The organism is Paenibacillus sp. 2RAB27 (assembly GCF_052115445.1).
Classification (GTDB): Bacteria; Bacillota; Bacilli; order Paenibacillales; family NBRC-103111; genus Paenibacillus_E.
Genome location: NZ_JBFRGR010000006.1, coordinates 316,407 through 335,132, shown reverse-complemented (window position 1 = coordinate 335,132; position 18,726 = coordinate 316,407). Strand labels below are relative to the sequence as shown.

The 18,726-nt window shown below is 43.6% G+C and carries 17 protein-coding genes and 1 rRNA gene; 7 read left to right on the top strand and 11 right to left on the bottom strand.

The features are described from left to right. The 3 genes from AB4114_RS12380 to AB4114_RS12370 form a co-directional block, all read right to left on the bottom strand. A 16S ribosomal RNA gene (locus tag AB4114_RS12380) occupies positions 1-162 on the bottom strand; the annotation flags it as partial. Positions 163-427: 265 nt separating this feature from the next. After that, positions 428-706 (bottom strand): hypothetical protein, encoded by a 279-nt coding sequence (locus tag AB4114_RS12375; protein ID WP_236288685.1) that lies wholly within the window; start codon positions 704-706, stop codon positions 428-430. 167 nt (positions 707-873) lie between these two features. Then, on the bottom strand, positions 874-2,094 hold the full coding sequence (locus AB4114_RS12370; RefSeq protein WP_441988728.1) for an S-layer homology domain-containing protein: 1,221 nt from the start codon (positions 2,092-2,094) through the stop codon (positions 874-876). Positions 2,095-2,312: 218 nt separating this feature from the next. Here AB4114_RS12370 and AB4114_RS12365 point away from each other — a divergent pair, with 218 nt between their 5' ends. From AB4114_RS12365 to AB4114_RS12350, 4 genes are all read left to right on the top strand, one after another. Further along, complete coding sequence (locus AB4114_RS12365) at positions 2,313-3,968, top strand: FAD-dependent oxidoreductase (RefSeq protein ID WP_441988727.1); 1,656 nt, start codon at positions 2,313-2,315, stop codon at positions 3,966-3,968. A 153-nt stretch (positions 3,969-4,121) separates the two neighbouring features. Then, on the top strand, positions 4,122-4,898 hold the full coding sequence (locus tag AB4114_RS12360; protein WP_441988726.1) for a DeoR/GlpR family DNA-binding transcription regulator: 777 nt from the start codon (positions 4,122-4,124) through the stop codon (positions 4,896-4,898). Then, positions 4,891-5,715: an HAD family hydrolase gene (locus AB4114_RS12355; protein WP_441988725.1), complete on the top strand. Its 825-nt coding sequence runs from the start codon at positions 4,891-4,893 to the stop codon at positions 5,713-5,715. Before AB4114_RS12360 ends, AB4114_RS12355 begins: the two co-directional genes overlap by 8 nt. After that, the gene (locus AB4114_RS12350; protein ID WP_441988724.1) at positions 5,712-6,890 is read left to right on the top strand and encodes an MFS transporter; all 1,179 of its coding nucleotides are present in this window, start codon (positions 5,712-5,714) and stop codon (positions 6,888-6,890) included. Before AB4114_RS12355 ends, AB4114_RS12350 begins: the two co-directional genes overlap by 4 nt. A 273-nt stretch (positions 6,891-7,163) precedes the next feature. Here AB4114_RS12350 and AB4114_RS12345 read toward each other — a convergent pair whose 3' ends face one another. The 3 genes from AB4114_RS12345 to AB4114_RS12335 form a co-directional block, all read right to left on the bottom strand. Continuing rightward, the gene (locus AB4114_RS12345; RefSeq protein ID WP_441988723.1) at positions 7,164-7,709 is read right to left on the bottom strand and encodes a hypothetical protein; all 546 of its coding nucleotides are present in this window, start codon (positions 7,707-7,709) and stop codon (positions 7,164-7,166) included. 49 nt (positions 7,710-7,758) lie between these two features. Beyond that, positions 7,759-9,192 carry a DEAD/DEAH box helicase gene (locus AB4114_RS12340; RefSeq protein ID WP_441988722.1) on the bottom strand — a complete coding sequence of 478 codons (1,434 nt, stop codon included), beginning with the start codon at positions 9,190-9,192 and terminating at the stop codon, positions 7,759-7,761. An 85-nt stretch (positions 9,193-9,277) separates the two neighbouring features. Continuing rightward, positions 9,278-9,853 (bottom strand): RNA polymerase sigma factor, encoded by a 576-nt coding sequence (locus AB4114_RS12335; RefSeq protein ID WP_171631800.1) that lies wholly within the window; start codon positions 9,851-9,853, stop codon positions 9,278-9,280. A 233-nt stretch (positions 9,854-10,086) separates the two neighbouring features. Between AB4114_RS12335 and AB4114_RS12330 the strand changes: the two genes are divergently transcribed. Then, entirely contained in the window at positions 10,087-10,350 is a 264-nt protein-coding gene (locus tag AB4114_RS12330) for a DUF2573 family protein (protein ID WP_441988721.1), read from the top strand. Between the two features lie 43 nt (positions 10,351-10,393). On the opposite strand, the gene AB4114_RS12325 is transcribed toward AB4114_RS12330, so the two are convergent. Together AB4114_RS12325 and AB4114_RS12320 are read right to left on the bottom strand one after the other, a co-directional pair. Beyond that, a complete protein-coding gene (locus tag AB4114_RS12325; protein WP_441988720.1) occupies positions 10,394-11,170 on the bottom strand; it encodes an SDR family NAD(P)-dependent oxidoreductase in 777 nt (258 codons plus the stop codon). Positions 11,171-11,244: 74 nt separating this feature from the next. Further along, a complete protein-coding gene (locus AB4114_RS12320; protein ID WP_056613703.1) occupies positions 11,245-11,703 on the bottom strand; it encodes a chemotaxis protein CheX in 459 nt (152 codons plus the stop codon). Between the two features lie 278 nt (positions 11,704-11,981). On the opposite strand from AB4114_RS12320, the gene AB4114_RS12315 reads away from it, so the two are divergent. Together AB4114_RS12315 and AB4114_RS12310 are read left to right on the top strand one after the other, a co-directional pair. Beyond that, the gene (locus tag AB4114_RS12315) at positions 11,982-13,661 is read left to right on the top strand and encodes a PAS domain-containing sensor histidine kinase (protein ID WP_441988719.1); all 1,680 of its coding nucleotides are present in this window, start codon (positions 11,982-11,984) and stop codon (positions 13,659-13,661) included. Then, complete coding sequence (locus tag AB4114_RS12310; protein WP_441988718.1) at positions 13,658-14,443, top strand: TIGR01457 family HAD-type hydrolase; 786 nt, start codon at positions 13,658-13,660, stop codon at positions 14,441-14,443. The genes AB4114_RS12315 and AB4114_RS12310 overlap by 4 nt, the downstream gene beginning before the upstream one ends. Before the next feature lie 73 nt (positions 14,444-14,516). Here the strand turns inward: AB4114_RS12310 and AB4114_RS12305 are convergent, their stop codons facing one another. The 3 genes from AB4114_RS12305 to AB4114_RS12295 all read right to left on the bottom strand — a co-directional run bounded on the left by AB4114_RS12305 (position 14,517) and on the right by AB4114_RS12295 (position 18,703). After that, positions 14,517-16,826: a helix-turn-helix domain-containing protein gene (locus AB4114_RS12305; protein ID WP_441988717.1), complete on the bottom strand. Its 2,310-nt coding sequence runs from the start codon at positions 16,824-16,826 to the stop codon at positions 14,517-14,519. 144 nt (positions 16,827-16,970) lie between these two features. After that, positions 16,971-17,789 carry a carbohydrate ABC transporter permease gene (locus tag AB4114_RS12300; RefSeq protein ID WP_441988716.1) on the bottom strand — a complete coding sequence of 273 codons (819 nt, stop codon included), beginning with the start codon at positions 17,787-17,789 and terminating at the stop codon, positions 16,971-16,973. Beyond that, positions 17,786-18,703, bottom strand: coding sequence for a carbohydrate ABC transporter permease (locus AB4114_RS12295; protein WP_441988715.1), 918 nt, complete (start codon positions 18,701-18,703; stop codon positions 17,786-17,788). The genes AB4114_RS12300 and AB4114_RS12295 overlap by 4 nt, the downstream gene beginning before the upstream one ends. Positions 18,704-18,726: the final 23 nt, after the last annotated feature.

Sequence of the window (18,726 nt, the reverse complement as noted above, 5' to 3'; positions counted from 1 at the left end):
TAGCTATCGTTTCCGATAGTTATCCCAGTCTTAAAGGCAGGTTACCTACGTGTTACTCACCCGTCCGCCGCTAGCTTAYCCCRAAGGATAAACCCGCTCGACTTGCATGTATTAGGCACGCCGCCAGCGTTCGTCCTGAGCCAGGATCAAACTCTCCATAGTAGAAAGATGACTTGCTCATTTGAAGCTAGCGAGATTTTGCAATCTCTTTTATAGTCGATTGCTCGACTGTGCTTACTCACTCGTTGTTCAGTTTTCAAAGATCAATTTCTTTCTTTTCCAATCCGCTCTCACGAACAGGAATTACAATATAGCATATTCATCCAACCAAATGCAAGCTTTATTTCTACAAATTCCGATAAAATTTGCGGCTCGTTTTGGCCGGACCAGTAATATACCATGGGTATTTGGATAATGCAATACCTTTTTAAAAAGAATATCGATTTAACTCTTGCACCACAAGTTCTTGCTCAAATTGCTCTTTCAATGAATCATTGCTCGGAGAAGTCGCAAGACCAATTTCCTTGAACTCACGAATTAGATTCTGAATCTCATGAAGATTACCCTGCTGCACATAGTGCTCTGTCTGATTAATGACGTGGAAGGCCATAGCCTGATAAGCATCCGTAAAACTTTGATCAACACCCTCTGCGCCTCGATAATCAGCATAATACCTCTTGAACGTATCCATTAAACTTTCTTCCATCCTAACCATCTCCTCTCCTGATATAGCATAGTTTCCCATTAACCTTTCCAATTTATACAATTTAATGTACAACAAGCCCCCTGCGAATTTATGCAAGGAGCTTGTTGTGGGAATCTAACCTTTTTCATCTCTTTATATATCTATAGTAAGAATGCAACTTATTAGCTTTATTTAACGTCAATTGTAGTAACGGATTGATTTTGGCCTTTAAGCTGAATCACATGACCTGCTGAGAAGTTAGCTAGGTTCCCCGTCAAAGCGAAAGTCGAAGACACATTGTATGTAGTTGATTGATCAACGCCATTGATATTTTGTGTGATCGTGATTGTTGCAATTTTACCTTGAGCGTTAATTGTTGTTGAAGTCAATGTACCCAAGATGTCGAATGAAGTGTTTACAGGTGCATTACCTGTTACTTCTACAAATACAACAGTATTGTTGAATGTACGTACTTTAACTGTATCGCCAACAGCAATTTCAGTTGCAGCTACCTTCACGCCATTACGCAAAACGAAAGCATCTGGGTGCAAGTTATACACAGTAGTTGTACCGTTCTTCGTTAGGGAAAGAACATTGTTGTACACAGCTGCATTTACAGTTCCTGTGTTTGAGTTTTGATCTTCGCCAGGCAATTGCTCGTTTGTACGATCTAGAAGAGCTGCCAATTGCGCACGTGTTACGCTTTGATTTGGTTTGAATGTGTTGTCTTCAAAACCGTCGATTAAGCCTTTATCAACAGCTACTTTCACATAACCAACAGATCCAGCTGGAATTTGCTTCGCATCCTTAAATGTAAGTGTGCTTGTCATGTTTGCTTTTGCTTCTGCTTCTAATTTCAATGCTTTCACTAGAAGTGTAGTCGCCCATAGACGGTTTGCATCTTCATTAGGTTTAACACTGTCATCACTCTCTGTGAACAGGTCGTTCTCAAGAGCTACAGCAACATAACCTACTGCCCATGCTGGAATTTTATCCGCATCTTTAAAATTCAATTTTGTTTGCTTTTCAGCATCGGACTCGGCTTGCTCACGCAATCCCATCAAACGAACAGCAGCTGTAATCGCTTCAATACGAGTTACTGTTTTCTCTGGTTTAAAGCTTCCATCTTCATATCCTTCAAAAACACGTTTGGATGCTAGGCTTGCAATGTAGCGCATTGCCCACTGAGAATTTTTCATATCGTTGAAATTAATGTTAATGGTAATGTTTGTGTTTCCTTTGGAGTCAAATTTATTGTTATCATATTTTTGCGTGTAGCTATTGTTATTGTTACCTTTACCACGATCATCATTTTTACTTCCATTTGCAAATGCGGCAGTTCCGCCACCTGCTACCATAGTTAGAACAAGACCTGTTGCTACGAATTTTTTCATTAGGTTTTTTTTCATTTTAAAATCTCTCCCTTAGTCATTTTATGGTTTATACATAAGATTAAGATGGAGCCTTCGCGAAGGGTTCCTGGTTATGCTACAAGGATTCGCCAATGCTTGTCAGTTTTTGGGGGTGCAGGTTGTAAATCTTTCAGAATCAATTCGCAAAGTCTATTAAATCCACCCTGAAACTGCTAAACTTAGACCATATAGTTTAACGCTAAAGGAGCTTATGTATGCGCTTACGAAACCCGCGAGTTCAGCTCGTTATTGCTCTGGCTGTACTCCTAATTGTTGTATCAGCCTTCTCATTCAGCAAGATTTGGTTCAAACAAGGAAGCATGAACGTAACCGCTGTAGTTCCAACTGTTACCCACCAAGATACCCCTCAAGTGAGCGAAGTACCTTCAGCCGTACCCAGTCCAGATACGAAAATAGCGAGCGTTGCCACATATCCAACTGAAAACGTAGATGTTGTTGTAATTGGTAGTGAGCTTGAAGGCCTCTATTTGGCCCGCGCTGCCATGGATGAAGGTCTCAAAGTGAAAATATTAGATCCCCATCAAGCCTTCGGCGGTCAAATCCTTCAAAGTCAGATGTTGTTTCTAGATGAAACACGAGATGAACAAGGACATTTACTCGTACAGGGCCGCGCTAAAGAACTATTCGATGGCTTCCGAAACGCTAAGATCCGAAAACTTTCTGAATTCACGACATACATGGACAAGTTAAGTAAAGATATCCCGATTGAGTCAGGCATCACGATTCAAGAGGTTGAACAAATTCAAACACCTGATTTTATGCACAAAATCCCATCCATCCTATATAAAACCAATAAAAATGAAATTAAGAAAATTACGGCCTCCTATTGGGTAGATAACAGTGATTTTGCCGCATTAATGAGCCGCTTGGATGCTAAACGTCTACCAGGTCTTGAGAAATTCTATGGGCAAAAAGATATTGAGTACATGAGCGCAGGCATGATGATGAAGTTTAAAAACGTAGATTGGAAGAAGTTCAATACGACCTTCAATGCATTAAAGCCAGAGGACAGATCGAAGCAATTCGGAGGTGGAAGTGTCAGCGATAGTTTCGCTATTGGGCTTAGCGGCATGACGAAGGCGTATCATCCTTCTAATAATCGTGTTTTCCTTAGAGGTTTGAATGCCGTGAATCAACGTGATGGCGAAGTCCTCATTAATGCGTTGCTAGTCTATACTGTGGATCCTGCCAAGCCGGCGTCTGTGCAAGAAGCAGTCTATTTGGGAAATAAGGAAACTGCCCTGATCTTGCAGCATTTCCGTAAAACATTACCAGGCTGGGAGAAAGCTGAACTAGGCGAACTGCCAACTTACCCTTATATTCGAGAATATAATCACTACGAAATGGATTACACTCTTAAACCATCTGATCTCCTCGCAGGTACGATGTTCTGGGACAATGTCAGTATTGGCGGTTATCCGCTTGATCTCCAGGGTACGAGTGCCAACAAATGGGGAATTGAGATGGGACGCCCTGACAAATACGGCATGCCGCTTCGCAGCTTTTTACTGAAAAATTATGAAAATGTCATAGCAGCAGGAAAAAATGTTGGTTCCTCCGCGATCGCATACGGCAGCACACGTATTCAGCCAAACACGAGTTTGGCCGCAGAGTCCATCGGTGTCATCTTGGGCCAGCTTCATGGCAAGCAGAAACTTCGCGAAATTAAGCCCGAAGACATGCTGAAGCTCCAAACGTACTTAGCTACTCGTTATCAAATCAAACTAACTGGCGTAACAGGAACCAACAAGATCACGGGTTGGAATGAAGAGGAAATTCGCAAACTGGATACTGGCGAAATCACTTATCCTAGCTATGTTCAAACACGTAAAAAACCAGCCGTTAAATGACATATAGATATTATTGACCGTGTCCTCGTTCAAGTAACGAGTGAGCACGGTTTTTCTTTTCAAAAAAGGATTGAAAGCCAAGCAACATGCGTATACAATAAGTAATATACTTATATTCACTTACAAACGCTTAAGTAAAGGAGGTTATCATCTTTGTTTCAAGAAGAACGACTCTTTTCCATCCTTGAATACTTAAAATCAAATAAGCGTATCTCCGTAGATCTGATTTGTGAGCTCTATGAAGTTTCTCGCGATACGGCTAGGCGGGATATGGTCAAATTAGAGGAGCAAGGATCCATCGTTCGTACGCGAGGTGGTGCAATTCTTCCCACACTTTCTAAAGAGGTCGGCAATTATGATCAGCGCCTTCAAGAGGAATCCTCTTCGAAACTGACGATAGGTAAAACAGCTGCAACCCTCGTTCAAGATGGCGATTATCTGATGATGGATGCTTCAACAACTGTTCTGCATGCAGCTACTGCCCTGGCCTCTAAAAACAACATTGTCATCACAAGTTCCATTCAAACTGCCGCTATCCTTACTCGTAAAGATGGTATTACGATTCATATGCTTGGTGGTGTGCTAGATAATAAGCAACATAGTGTCTACGGGGCTAAGGCGATTGAAATGTTAAACGAGTATCACGTCGATAAGCTTTTCATTGGCACTTGCGGCATTTCCGAAAATGGGCTATCCGCCCCCAATGAGGAAGATTGTTATTTAGTAAGAGCGATGATGGAGCATGCTGATCAAGTGATCGTTCTCGCAGATCATTCGAAATTCGGCAAGCGTCTGTTCCATCGTGTCGTAGGATTTGAAAGTATTGATATTCTGGTAACGGATCAAGCGCTGAGCGAGGAAATGAAAGAGCGCTTACTGGCCAGTGAGGTTGAAATTGTACTAGCAGGAGGAGAAGAACAACATGATTAAACTAATCGTAAGCGATCTGGACGGCACGCTGCTTGACCATCATAAGAAAGTCACGGAACGGGAGCTGAAAGCTCTACAACAAGTGAGAGACGCAGGAATAATGCTTTGTCTGGCCTCTGGTAGAATGAATTCGGAGATGCAGAGAGTACTTCAAGATATCAATCATCAAGCTCATTCTGTTTCCCAAAATGGTGCCTTCATCCATTTGATAGATGGTGCGCTTCTGCAAGCGAAGCTATTTGAGCCTTCCATTGCCCACCGAGTGTATCAACTCATCGAATCTTTCGATGTAGTTAAGTTTATATGCTCCGGAAGTGCCAATTATATTGAGCGCTTGAGTCCCGCTTCGGACGAGATTCAGAAGAGAATGTTCGAACCTTTTATCGTCAAAAGCGAGATGGAACAATCCCTGAAGGATGAGTTTCCGATTTGTAAATTCTCACTATTCGGGCAGGAAGACGATTTACTTGAGATCAAGTCGCTGTTAGAAAAAGAGCTCGCTGATCAATTGGATATCTATATGGCTGATACAGATTGCCTCGATATCATGCCTCACCAAGTTTCCAAAGGCAGCTCCCTCCTTACACTTCTTGCCCACTTGGGATTAAAACCTGAAGAGATCGCTTGTTTTGGAGACTCCTTTAATGATGTCTCAATGTTCGGTATTACTCCGCATAGCTTCGCCATGCACACAGCTCATTCTGATGTGAAAAAAGTTGCCTCGAATACGGTGAGCTCTGTTTCCGAAGCGATTGCCCATGTATTAACTTATAATGAAAAGTTTACGACTGAACGTAAAGGAAGCGCCACATTATGAAAAGATTATTAATTATGGGCTGTCTCTCCTACTTGTTAACAGGCTGCACGCACGTAATTTTTGGCGCGGTGTTACCTGAACTACTAGCCCATTACGGACGAAGCTACAGTGGTGGCGGCATGCTCGTCTTTTTGCAATTTGGAGGTTTCATGCTTGGTGTGCTTGCTATGCCTACACTCATTCGTACCATCAGTCGTCGAAGCACAATTACAATGGCATTTTGTTTACTCTTTATCGCTATGCTGGCTATAGGGTTGTTGCCCCCTTGGCCAATGGTCGTAGGTCTGACATTCATTGCTGGTATCTCCTTTGGACTTGTGGAGTCTAGTATCAGCACCTTTGTCCTCATGGCTGCCAAAGATCAACAAGCTGTTGCTTTCAGTAAGCTTGAGGTATTCTTTGGACTTGGCGCCTTATTCATGCCGCTTGTATCCAGTTTACTCATTGCAAATGGGCTATGGAAATTCGCCTTTATGCTGCTCGGACTAAGTGCTCTTGCAACAGGCATCATTTGGTCAAAGCTATCCTTAGGCGAGCATGATGAATTACTTGCACATAAAGCGGATCGTTCGCAGAAAGCAGATCGAGTTCCTGTACTTTCTAAAAAATCGTTCATTTTTTTATGCTTACTTATGACCGTATTCTTCTTGTATTGCGGCATGGAAAATACGATTGTAAATTTCTTACCGTCGATCTTTAAGGACCAGCTACAGGCTTCAAGCTCTGTCTCTACACTCGGTGTGACCGCTTATTGGTTAACCATGGTTGTGGGTCGCTTATTCGCGGGTGCACTAGCTGAGAAGATGACCTATTTCAAATACTTAGCTTTCTCGTTCGCTTTAAGCTTAATCACCGTAATCGTATGGGTTTTTAGCACGAATCTTTGGAGTAGCTTTGCCGTGATCCTCTTGCTTGGGTTATTCATGTCAGGTATGTTCGCCGTTGCCCTTATTTATGCGAATCAACTGTTGCCAGGACGTACAGAGCAAACGACGAGTGCGCTCATTGCCTCTGGTGGTTTAGGCGGAGCTATCTTGCCGCTTGGTGTTGGTTGGGGTATGGATCACTTCCATGTAGGTGTCTCGATCTGGTTTGTACTGATTAGCATGTGTGTTGTGTTTGGCATTATTATGTATACACGTAGATGGCAGGCTCCTGTGTTGGGTGCAAATTAACTGGATAAACTACAGCTGTTTTTTGAAGTTTTCGCTCCAAATTCCAATTAGATGGAAAATATGTAGGTAATTTTCGCCAAAACGACTAATCTAACCTTTTCGGGGTAAATTAACTGCATAAAATCCATCTACTTGCTAAATTTCCGTTAAACTAGTGAAATTAACTGTAGAAATTACAGCTACTGTGCCAGACGGGGTGTAGTGGGTGGAGAACAATCCAAAAAGCAAAAGACCCTTCACATCCACTTAGGTGGAATTGAAGGGTCTTTCGTTTTACTGAAATGGCTTTAGTTGAATGAGAATCGCATTGTCTTCAAACACAACATTTTTAATGCCAATTAATTTAGGTAAGTAAGATTGCAATGGAATTTCAATCGGAGCTAGTTGAAGCCACTCGCTAGGCAGTTGCCAATTCCGGATTTGAGTATTCACATGCTGAATGACCAAGTTAGGTGGATCCCATGCCAATGTGAATGTCGTGTGAGCACCAATTGGAATCCGATCGTGCCACCTTACGTTTACATCCGCCTCAACCCTAGCACCCTGCAGATCCAACTCTGCACCTTCCATCCGAAAGTCATGCGGCAGTGTGCTGTGCGAGGCTAACTGCTTTTTGAGCAAATGATTAACTTCCTCTTCCGAAAGCCGCACGTCGAGTTTTCGGGAGAGGATCATTTCTGCAATTTTGCTGCTTATGGCGATCTCTTTATATTGTAGATCTAGCGACTTTGTTGGTTTCACATACTGAATGATGATGAATAGCATCACCGCGGCGATGACAGCCAGCATCAGGAGTGTGATCGTAACTTTCTTCAGCATGCCAATACACCTCGCAGATCATGAGTAGTAGGCTTCGCGAGGAAGCGCGCTACTCATCTTTATTCTGCTGCTTCTCTTTCAGCCAGCGCGGAGCGCCCTTGCTCTTGCGATCGCGCTCGCGTTGCGCTTTGCTGACGGCCTTGCCTGCGGCGGCCGTCTTCCCTTGCGCTGCCGGCTTCGCCGGAGCAGCGCCCTGCTGGCCGCGCGCGTCAGGCGCCGCGGCACTTACACGCACCGCGCCCGCAGGCGCGGCAGCCTCATGCGCGCCGGCGGAGCCGCTGCGCGAAGGTGCTGCGCTTGGGCGCGCAGCTTCACGGCGGCTGCGCATCGTAGCCGCGCTGCGATCTTGGGCCGGGTCAACTAACCGGCCCTCGTACATGGCCTTCGGCTCGATCGTGATGCCGAGCTGTTTCTCGAATTTCTCGATGATGAAGAGCTCTCTCGAGGTCACGATAGAAATCGAAGTCCCCTCACGGCCCATCCGGCCTGTCCGACCTACACGGTGCAGGTAATACTCTGCATTCGTCGCCACATCCAGATGGAATACGTGCGTCACACCTTCAATATCAAGTCCTCTGGCTGCAACGTCAGTTGCCAACAATAATTGGAATTTCCCCTCACGGAAATTGCCCATCACTTTGGCACGATCCTGCTTGCTCGCTTCTCCATATAGAGCTTCAACAGAAAGCCCAACGTATTGAAGCTTACCAACGACTTGTGCAATATCATCAGTTACATTAATGAAGACAATCGCTGAAGTCGGCTTTATCATCCTAACAAGTCTTCGGAGTGTGTCAATCTTTTCACGTTCCTGACACACGACATAGTGATGCTCCAACGTTTCAGCCGTACGCTGGGAGGGGTTTATTTTGATAATAACCGGATCCTTCAACCACCTGCCTGCTGCTTGCTCCGTACTTTGAGGAATAGTCGCCGAAACAAACACCATTTGACTCGTGCGAAGCATACCTTTGAGTACCGCTTCTACATCCTGCATAGAGCCAAGTTCAAACACTTGGTCAACTTCATCAACAATGCCCATTTTCACATGATGCAGCGTAAGCTTGCGAACTTTCATTAATTCCAACAATCGTCCAGGCGTTCCAACTACGATATGCGGGTGAAGGCGCAGCTTTTCGATCTGTCTGGCAACAGCCGCTCCACCGATTAAGGATTGCGAACGAATAGGCCCCCCGCTAGTCAATTTCTCAATTTCCTGCATGATCTGCATGCCCAACTCTCGCGTAGGGACAATAACTATGACTTGCAATTGTTTCTGTGTTGGATCAATTCGCTCCAAGGCAGGCAGCAAATAAGCTAGGGTTTTACCCGTTCCTGTCTGGGATTGAATAATCGCATCTTTCCCTTGCAGGAGAACTGGAATACCTTCCGCTTGAATCGGTGTTGGCTCACCAATCCCTAATTCTTGTAATTTATCTAAATAAGCCTGTGCAATCTGCAGCTGTTCGAAACTCGTGCTCAATACGATATACCCCTTTTCTCTTCCAACCTCATGCCCATATTATATGCTAGAGTGCCTCAGCAAACAAATATGCAGACGCCGCCCTCTATCTATCTGATCCCCATTCGTCCAAAAACTTCTGTTTAATCGCATCCCGTGCACGAAAAAGCCTTTGTCGCACAACGCCTTCGGTCACACAAAGTTCACTAGCCATATCTTTATAAGATAAATTATGAATCCATTTCATAGCGATAATCTGTCTATAAGAAGGATTAAGTTGATTGATATAAGCAATAACGGCTTCTCTCATGACTTTCATTTCAACCTCTACGTCTGGCGCAGCCGAATAATCCGAAGTTGGAGCTGACTCCTTTAAGGAAAACAATACCTCTGTCTCGAGTTCATCACGGTTACGTCTATGTTTGCGCAAATGATTGAGAGTCACGTTCCGCGTAAGTCTCTTGAGCCAGCCCTCATATTTATCAATTTCCGTTAATAAAGGGGCTTTGTGAACAGCACGGAGAAAGGCTTCCTGGATAATGTCCTCCACGGCAGCGTGATCTCTCAAAATAAAATTAATCATCGGATAAACKAGCAAGTAAAATTCTTTATAAATTTGTTCCTGCAACCCTTTATCTAATGTATTAAAGTCCCTGTTAAATATCTCTCTCAGTGACTTCATTTTATCCCCCCTAGCCTACAGGTAAAAAGACCCATCGGTTATCTACCTTATTTTAGGTTAAAAAAGGGGAGTAAACAATCGTTACCGTTAAAATAACATGAAAAATTTTCCCTTCACGAGGATGCATTACATCTTGAAGGCAGAATACTTCGCGACATTTTGACAGCCTCATCTCCATCTATTAAACTAAAAGTGCTCCAACTATTCTATTTCCATCCGAAGGGATGACGTGCATGCCTACCAATTTCGAAAACGATTTTAACACGTTGGTCGCCAAGACCGCAGAACTTATTACAGGTGATACTTCCCCAGAAATGATCGAGAAAATCAAAATATGGGCTTTCTTCAATCATGTTCACAAGGCACTACCCGCACTCGCTTCCCACTGGAATCAATCTCATCCTGAGGGCAAGGCAGAAATGCGAAAGATTTTCGAAGAAATCCGCGCACTAAATCAAGCGAAGCAAGCAGCGAAGTCTGATTCATCCGAAACGTAGCAAAGGCAGAGAAAAAGCGACCCCAATGTGATTGGGAGCCGCTTTATTTTTTATTCATGATATGGGATGCCAGCTTGTTAAAAAGGCGTGGAAACAGATGAAATAATTTAATACCAACACCCGCTACAAAAGGCAGGTTCTTCTCTGGTATGTTTTTCTCGATCGCATGAATGAGCTCTTTGACTACTTTGTCCGGCTTTAACATAAACCAAGCGATGTTCTTGACATAATTACCGCTCGGATCCGCCTTGTCGAAAAATGGTGTCGCAATCGGACCTGGATTAATCGCTGTCACGGATACCCCTGTTCTCGCTAGTTCCATCCGCAAGCTATTCGTGAATCCTAGCACCGCATGCTTGGTTGCCGAATAGGCTGTTGATTTGGCTGAACCAATTTTACCTGCCATTGAGGCAACATTGACAATATGACCACTACCTGCCTTTAACATGTGCGGAAGCACTGCCTGCGTGCAACGCACGAGCCCCAGATAATTCACATCCATCATCTCTTCAAAATGAGCAAGTGGCGCTTCCGTAAATGATTCAAATATACCATATCCAGCGTTATTAATGAGTATATCAATTCGCCCAAACTCGGCGATGATGCGGCTCACAACTTGATTGACCTCATCTGTATGTGTAACATCCATGGCGTAGACAGCGTGTTTCCCCGCCAAGCTCGAAGCAATTTGTTTCAACATATCCGTACGCCGTGCCGTCAACACAGGAATAGCACCCTTAGCTGCAAATTGCTGCGCCATCAATGCTCCAATTCCACTTGAAGCCCCTGTAATCAAGACGACTTTGTTCTTGATTTCCAACTTATTCCACCCCCTTCGATACACAAAAAAAATGGAGCTACCATCATACTGGTACTCCAACGTTTCTACTTATATTACGTAATTAGCACTTGAATGTCTAGTTCACCAATGCCATCCATGATTAAAGGAATGGTTAATGCTCTCTTCGGCACAAATCCTGCTGCCGTTGCAGATTGGACTAACTTCGGTGGTGTAATGTCGACCCGAACGCCTTGGTTAAAGAGCATCGTGCTCGCATTACCACTAATCATATTGCCCAATTCAGAAATGGCACTCTTTCCCATTTCATCCATCTCAGTGATGACGAATCCGCCCATCATGGCAGAAACCATTTTTAGAGCAACATCTTCAGCCAAGCCGAAAACGACGTCGCCTTCCATTTGTCCAGTCATACCAATTTGGATCCAGATATACTTTTCCACAAATTTGACGTCTTTAATGCCGAGCTGTCCTGTCGTTGGGCGAATGTTAGCAACTTGCTCGATGACGATTCTAGCCGACTCCAAAAAGGGATTAATGTACTCAGCCTTCATAGCTCCGCTCCGATCTCATTTGTGAATAAGTTCCACAGAAAAACGACCTTTTTCAACATTATACATAATATTTTAGGACAAGTATACTGTCAATTTAACAAAAATAGTTCCATCTACTCAGTTACATGCCACAATTCTACCTTCATACTTAAATTGTCGAAACCTAGTATCGATGCCTCCAAATAATTAAAATCCAAAAACAATGGTAAATTATACAAAATAATAACTATTCCTGTTAAACTAAGAAAGAGAATCCCAATAAGGAGAGATGAGAGTCAATGACGATGAACCCCCCTCCTGCAAGTACCCAAAAATTCACGATTTACCTGATAGCCGTCATAGCGATCTTCGGTATTCATTTAATTTATTTGCACCATCTGCCTTTTTTTCAAAATAACCGCATGGCAAGCATCGCAATCGATAGTGGTTTGTTCGTCGTATTTATGTTACTCATCCTATTAGGAATACGGTTACTCAAGCGACGTGAAACGAGTATTTCGGAAAGTGCTGAGCGATATAAATCACTATTCGATAACCACCCTGATTCCATTATTTCCTTTAGTTTGGATGGAGATATCCTTTCTTCGAATCATGGACTTGAAAGCTTGCTCGGATTGGGTGAAGAATCGTCAAAATCTGCCTCGTTTCTTCCAATGATCCATCCTCCTGATCTACTCAAAACGCTGCACCATTTCCAAGTAGCTTCAGAAGGAACGCCCCAAAATTTCGATGCTTCTTTCTTACATCAAAATGGTTTCCCTATCCCTTCTAATGTCACTTTTGTTCCTACTAAGGTGGGCAACCAAATCATTGGGGTGTATGCTATTCTGAAAGATTTGACCGAGATCAGAGAACAGAAGAAAGAAATTGATAAGCTCTATAAGCAAAATCAACTTATTCTCAATTCGGTATCAGAAGGCATTTATGGCATTGATACGAATGGACGCACTATTTTCTGGAACAAAGCCGCAGAAGCCATCACCGGTTGGAAAGTGGATGAAATGCTAGGTAGACGCATACATAACCTAATTCGGCCGCTTCATGAGGATGGAACTTTGGTCATTCCTGAGGATAACGCGACAGTAAATACGATGCTTCAACGTGAAGGCGCGATCATGAATGAAGATTTGTTTTGGAAAAAAGATGGAACCAGCTTTCCAGTAGAGTACATGTCCAGTCCTATGTTAGATGGTGGTGGTCAGTTGCTGGGTACCGTCATTACATTCAGTGATATCACCGAATTGAAGAAGACGCAGGAATTGCTTATTAAATCAGATAAGCTATCTGCCGTTGGACAGCTGGCTGCTGGTGTTGCGCATGAGATCCGCAATCCGCTGACCGCGTTAAAAGGATTCCTCAAGCTGCTCAAGACAAGCTCTGCCAAGGAGCAATATTACATTGAAATTATGCAAAAAGAGCTGCAGCGTATAGAATTCATTGTGAATGAGTTTTTGTTTGTATCCAAGCCACAAGCTACCCACTTCGTTACTAGTACGTTATACACGATCATCATGAGCACGGTAGAGTTACTTCAACCACAAGCACTGCTCTCTAATATCGAAATTGAAGCAGAGGTTGACTCTGGGCTTCCCCCTGTCATGTGTGATGAGAATCAAATCAAGCAGGTCTTCATTAATATAATGAAAAATGCGATTGAATCGATGTCGCAAGGTGGGAGTCTGCGCATTCATGCAGAGCTGAAAGGTTCGGGCAATCAGATTCTTGTTCGTTTCGTGGATCAGGGCTGTGGCATTGCACCTGAACGTCTTCCCAAGCTTGGAGAACCTTTCTATAGTACAAAGGAAAAAGGAACAGGACTGGGCCTAATGGTTTGTTTTCGGATCATTGAAGCACACGGTGGGTTCATGAACATTAGCTCTAAACTTACGGAGGGTACGATCGTCGAGATCACACTGCCGACAACAACTTACCTATCTAAAGGAGAAGCAACAGGATGAACGGATTTCTAATCGATCTAGATGGCACACTTTACAGAGGGCACGAGCCAATCCCTGGTGCCGCTGCTTTCTTGCAATGGCTCCAGCAGGAGCAATTGCCTTACCTCTTGGTGACGAACAATTCGTCCCGCACCCCCGAGCAGGTTGCCGAGCATCTACAAGCGCTCGGCATGGAGGTACCCGCGGCAGCCGTCTATACGTCTTCGCAGGCGGCTGCGCAGTACTTGACCGAGCAGCGCGCTGGCCGGCGCGTGCATATGATCGGCGAAGACGGCCTGCGGATTGCGTTGGACGCAGCCGGCTTCGCGTTGGACGAGACGACGCCGGATTACGTCGTCCAAGGCATTGATCGCAGCTTCACCTATGGGAAGCTGACGGAAGCGGTCCGCCATCTGAAGCATGGCGCGACCTATGTCTTAACGAATCCCGACCGGATGCTTCCGTCGGATGGGGGGCTTATGCCAGGGGCTGGCTCCCTGGCAGCTGCGATCACCGCCGCCTCCGGCGTGGAGCCGGTGGTGATCGGGAAGCCTTCGCCGATCATCATGGCGTATGCCATTGAGCGGCTCGGTTTGCCTGCCGCCGATGTCTGGGTCATCGGCGATAACGTGCACACCGACATCCGCGGAGGCAGGGTGGCGGGGTGCCGCACTGCCCTTGTCTTGACGGGCGTCGCGACGCCAGACAATGTGCATGAGCAGCTGGCGTCGGCTGGCTTGACGCCGGACTTGGTCTGCACGGATTTGCCGCATTTCATAGCGCAGCTGAATGGAGATAACTAATCCTACTCTTGGTTGCTAAAGAGGACAGACTCACAGTGAACACACTGCGAGCCTGTCCTCTTTTTCTCAATCGTTAATCCTTTATTTCCCGTTGAGCTCGGTAAGCCGTCGGTGTAACCCCGAAAGATTCTTTAAACCGTTTCGTGAAATATGCCGGATTGCTATATCCAACCTGTAATGCGATATTCTCAATTGTTTCGTCTGTGGACACAATCATCTTTGCTGCAGCGTTCATACGTTCCTTCGTCACGAAATCAACAAAGTTCTCTCCAGTCTCTTGTTTGAAAATTTTACTCAAATATCGTGGACTTAAGAAGACGATACCTGCTGCAGCCTCTAGAGATAACTCTGCAGACAAATGAGTGGTTATAAAATCTTTCACCGTTTTTATAAAATCCGAGCTCTTGCTTTTCGTATTAACTTCGATAAAGCTGAACGTCGTTTCAATGACGTTTATGCTCCATCTTTCGAATTCATCCACGTTTCGGATTTTCTCGAATTCAGCGAACAGTTCCTGCGTCAATATATCACGTGTACTTAAATTCATATCCTTTACAAAGCGATAGTAAACATAAACAAAATCTCGCAGCAACTTATGATAGGAATCAGATGAACAACTTCCTGTCTTAACAATCTCCATGAATAATTGAAGTGAAGCCTTGACATCTTCCAGCCGCTTCCCTTTAAGCACACGAGCGAATTGCTCTAGAATCTCATCAAAGTTTTCTCCAATCTTTTGCTCTCTGCCAATTAGTTCCTCTACAAAGAACACCGACCGGGACGGTTGAAAGTATGAGTATTTAAACAATTTCTCCGATTGTTTATATAGTACCTCCATTTCCAGTGGATCCTTCTGCCAAGGACTTACTAAAGCCACTATGGTCACTAAAAAGTTGGCAGCCAAATAACCAGATATTTCATGAATTAATGTTACAATCTCATTTCGATCAGGCTCGCTCGAATAAATGAGTACTTCAATACGATAACGTGATGATGATTCACAGGCAAGATGATGCACCTTGGATGTACCATATCCTTCGATCAAATCAATCAAGCTATAGATGATAAACTGCCTATTTTCCAAGCTGAGATGATGCATGAACTCATAGTCCAGTTCAAGAATCACGAAACAATACTGCTGTGTTGTTGGCAAATTCGTTTTGAGAAGCTCAAAGCGCTCTGCTAGATCTTGATGGTTGTCGATATTTCCGTGGAACAAGTCATGAATTAGTTTGCTTTTGATCAGTGGCATATTGTTCTCAAGCGTTATTTCCAAGTTGGTCACTTTAACAGATAGGTTGTTAATAATTGCATTAATTTGAGCGTATTCATTGGAATACCCTGCGGTATCTGCCACGACTCCCGGAGTATCTCCAAATATTCTACGAGCCGTGTCCACAATCGACTTCAAGGGATGATAAATACGGAAAGTCAATACGTTTGAAATCCCATAGCCGATAAGTAGAGCAATGGCACCAATAAATATGAGCATATTTCTCATATACTTGCTCTTCGCATAAAATTTCTCAACAGAGGTCAGCCGTACGATTTTCCATCCGCTCGATTCTAACGTATGAAAGGAAACGATGGAGCTGATTCCGTCAATATCGTCAATCAAGTGTCCATCTGAGCCCGGGTAGCTCCGTATATTGTCAATGAAGGAAAGATCGATGGGAAGATTCCCACTCCTGGATACGATTTCATTAGGTGTAAGAATAAACAATTGACGTGTATCCTGATTAACTGATTGTTTTAAGACATTGGATAGCGCTATCTCATTAATATGAATGGCGATATAACCTTTTGCGTTTGCTTCCCCATCAACGGGATATGCACCGATATAAGTGATTGCGTTGATTTGGCGTCCATTAGAATCAATGGCTTTCGTTACAAACCAGTGGGTTTGATCCTTGACACGACTAATTTCATTGATCCATGAGTCCACCAAATCATTGCGAATGGAGTGAAGCGCTAGTGTGGAAGAAACGATCGAATCACTCTTTTTAAAGTAAAAGTCAATAGAGTCAATCACGTTATACTGTCCCTCGACGATTTCTTTCAAATATTGGTGCGCATCGTAGACATCAGATATACGGTCCTCAAGATTAGTTTCGTTGAAGAAAGACATCATATCAACGGTTTTGTAATGGGGAATTACAAGCTTTTGAAACAGCTTCTCAACTGTTGTGAATACGGTGTGCTCGGACATCGTCTCTACATAAGCCAGCAATTCCTTATCGCTTCTTTCTACTTCTTCATTCAAAATCTTGGAAATAATGAAATAGGACGCGATGCCAACGAAGAAGATCGTTACGATCAGGAGTATACTGTACGTAAACATTAATTTATAGAAAACCGTATTAAAGCGTTTTGGCACTTTCATGAGCTCAACCCCGATTTCAGAGAGCGTATCTAAATATCACAAAATGGATAGTCCCTCCTTATGCAGGCAGGTCCCATCCATTAGTATAATGTGCATTAATTATATTTCAACCCTTAATCAAGATTAACAGGGCCTCATAATATCTTATCCTTTCATACCTGAAGTAACCATACCTTTGACAAAATAACGTTGGAACGAAATGAATACGGCAAGCACCGGAATCATCGTTACGACGGACATGGCTAATAGGCTGCCCCAGTCAACGTTGTATTCGCCCATAAAATTGGACAGTGCAAGCTGAATTGTATACTTTCTAGGGTCGCTGATGACAATAAGCGGCCACAAGAAGTCATCCCATCTCCACATAAAGGAGAAAATAGCTAACACAGATAAAACCGGTTTTGAAAGCGGCAAAATGATTTTCCAATATATTTTCCATTCTCCAGCCCCATCTATCCTTGCAGCTTCAAGTAGTTCATCGGGAACAGAAAGTAGATATTGACGGATCAGGAACACACCCGTTGGCGTAGCAGCCGGTGGGATGATAATCCCCCATAAGCTATTAAACAGCCCCAGCATGCTAATTACTTTGAATATTGGAATCATAATCACTTCCAGCGGAATCATTAAGGTTGAGATAAAACCAGCTAAAAGAATACTATCTCCCTTAAAGCGGTATTTGGCTAGCGCAAATCCGGCCATAGAGTTTATGAGAAGCATCAAAAGTGTGGAAGTGACCGTCACAAAAATACTGTTCAAGAAGTAAGTCCCAAATTTACCTTTGTTAAAGGCAATCTCGTAATTTTCTAATGTAAAATGACTTGGAAAAATAGCTGGCGGCCATTGGTATAGATCTGTCTTATCCTTGAAAGAGGAAAGAACGACCCATAGGACTGGGAAAATAAACACGATTGTAAGTAGGATCAGCATAACGTAAAGGAGGACCTGGCTTTTTGTTTTCATGATATGGCTCCTCCCTTTGACAGCTTCAATTGGATGATACTAAGGACTCCGATGATAACAAGTAGTACGACAGACATTGCGCTTGCTAATCCGAGGTCCTGCTTCTCAAATCCAATCTGATAAATATACTGTACGACGTAAGTCGTATCTTTCCCTGGACCTCCGCCTGTCAAAGCTTTCATCAGAGGGTAAGCCTTAAACGCTTCGACTACGCTGAGCATAACGACAAGAATACTCGTGGGCTTGAGCAGTGGTAATGTAATACTCCAGAATGATCTCGTCTTCGAAGCACCGTCAATCATAGCTGCTTCATAGTAGTCCTGCGGAATCGCTTGTAAACCCGCAATAAATATTACCATATAGAAACCGAGCCTTGACCAAACGGTCGCTACGATAATTGTCATTTTTGCATTGAACGCATTAGTAAGCCAGTTAATGGGATCTATGCCTAATAACCCCAAAAAATAATTCATGACACCGAAGCTATCGCTGAATATCCACTTCCAAGTCAAACCCACGATAATGTAAGAGATTAAAGTCGGCCAATAGAAGACGGAACGAAAGAACCCTTTACCGACAAGTTCACGACTAAGTATCATTGCAATTGCGAGCGAACAAACATAGATAAGTGGTACGGCGACAACGACATATTGTGTTGTTCTTCCAAGCGCACTCCAAAATTCCGGAGTATTAAATACTTTGACATAATTGCGCATTCCAACATATTTCATCGGATTCAATCCGTCATATTTGGCAAAGGAATACATGAGTCCGAATATCGCAGGAATCACAATAAAGGTTGTGAAAATAATTAAGTTCGGCAAAATGAAAAGGTAAGGAGCGATTGCCCTCTTGAATTTGTCCTTGTTGAATCCAACATACAGCTTTTTCCCATTTTTTACAATACCATCCATGTTCAGTCTCCTTCCTTATTATC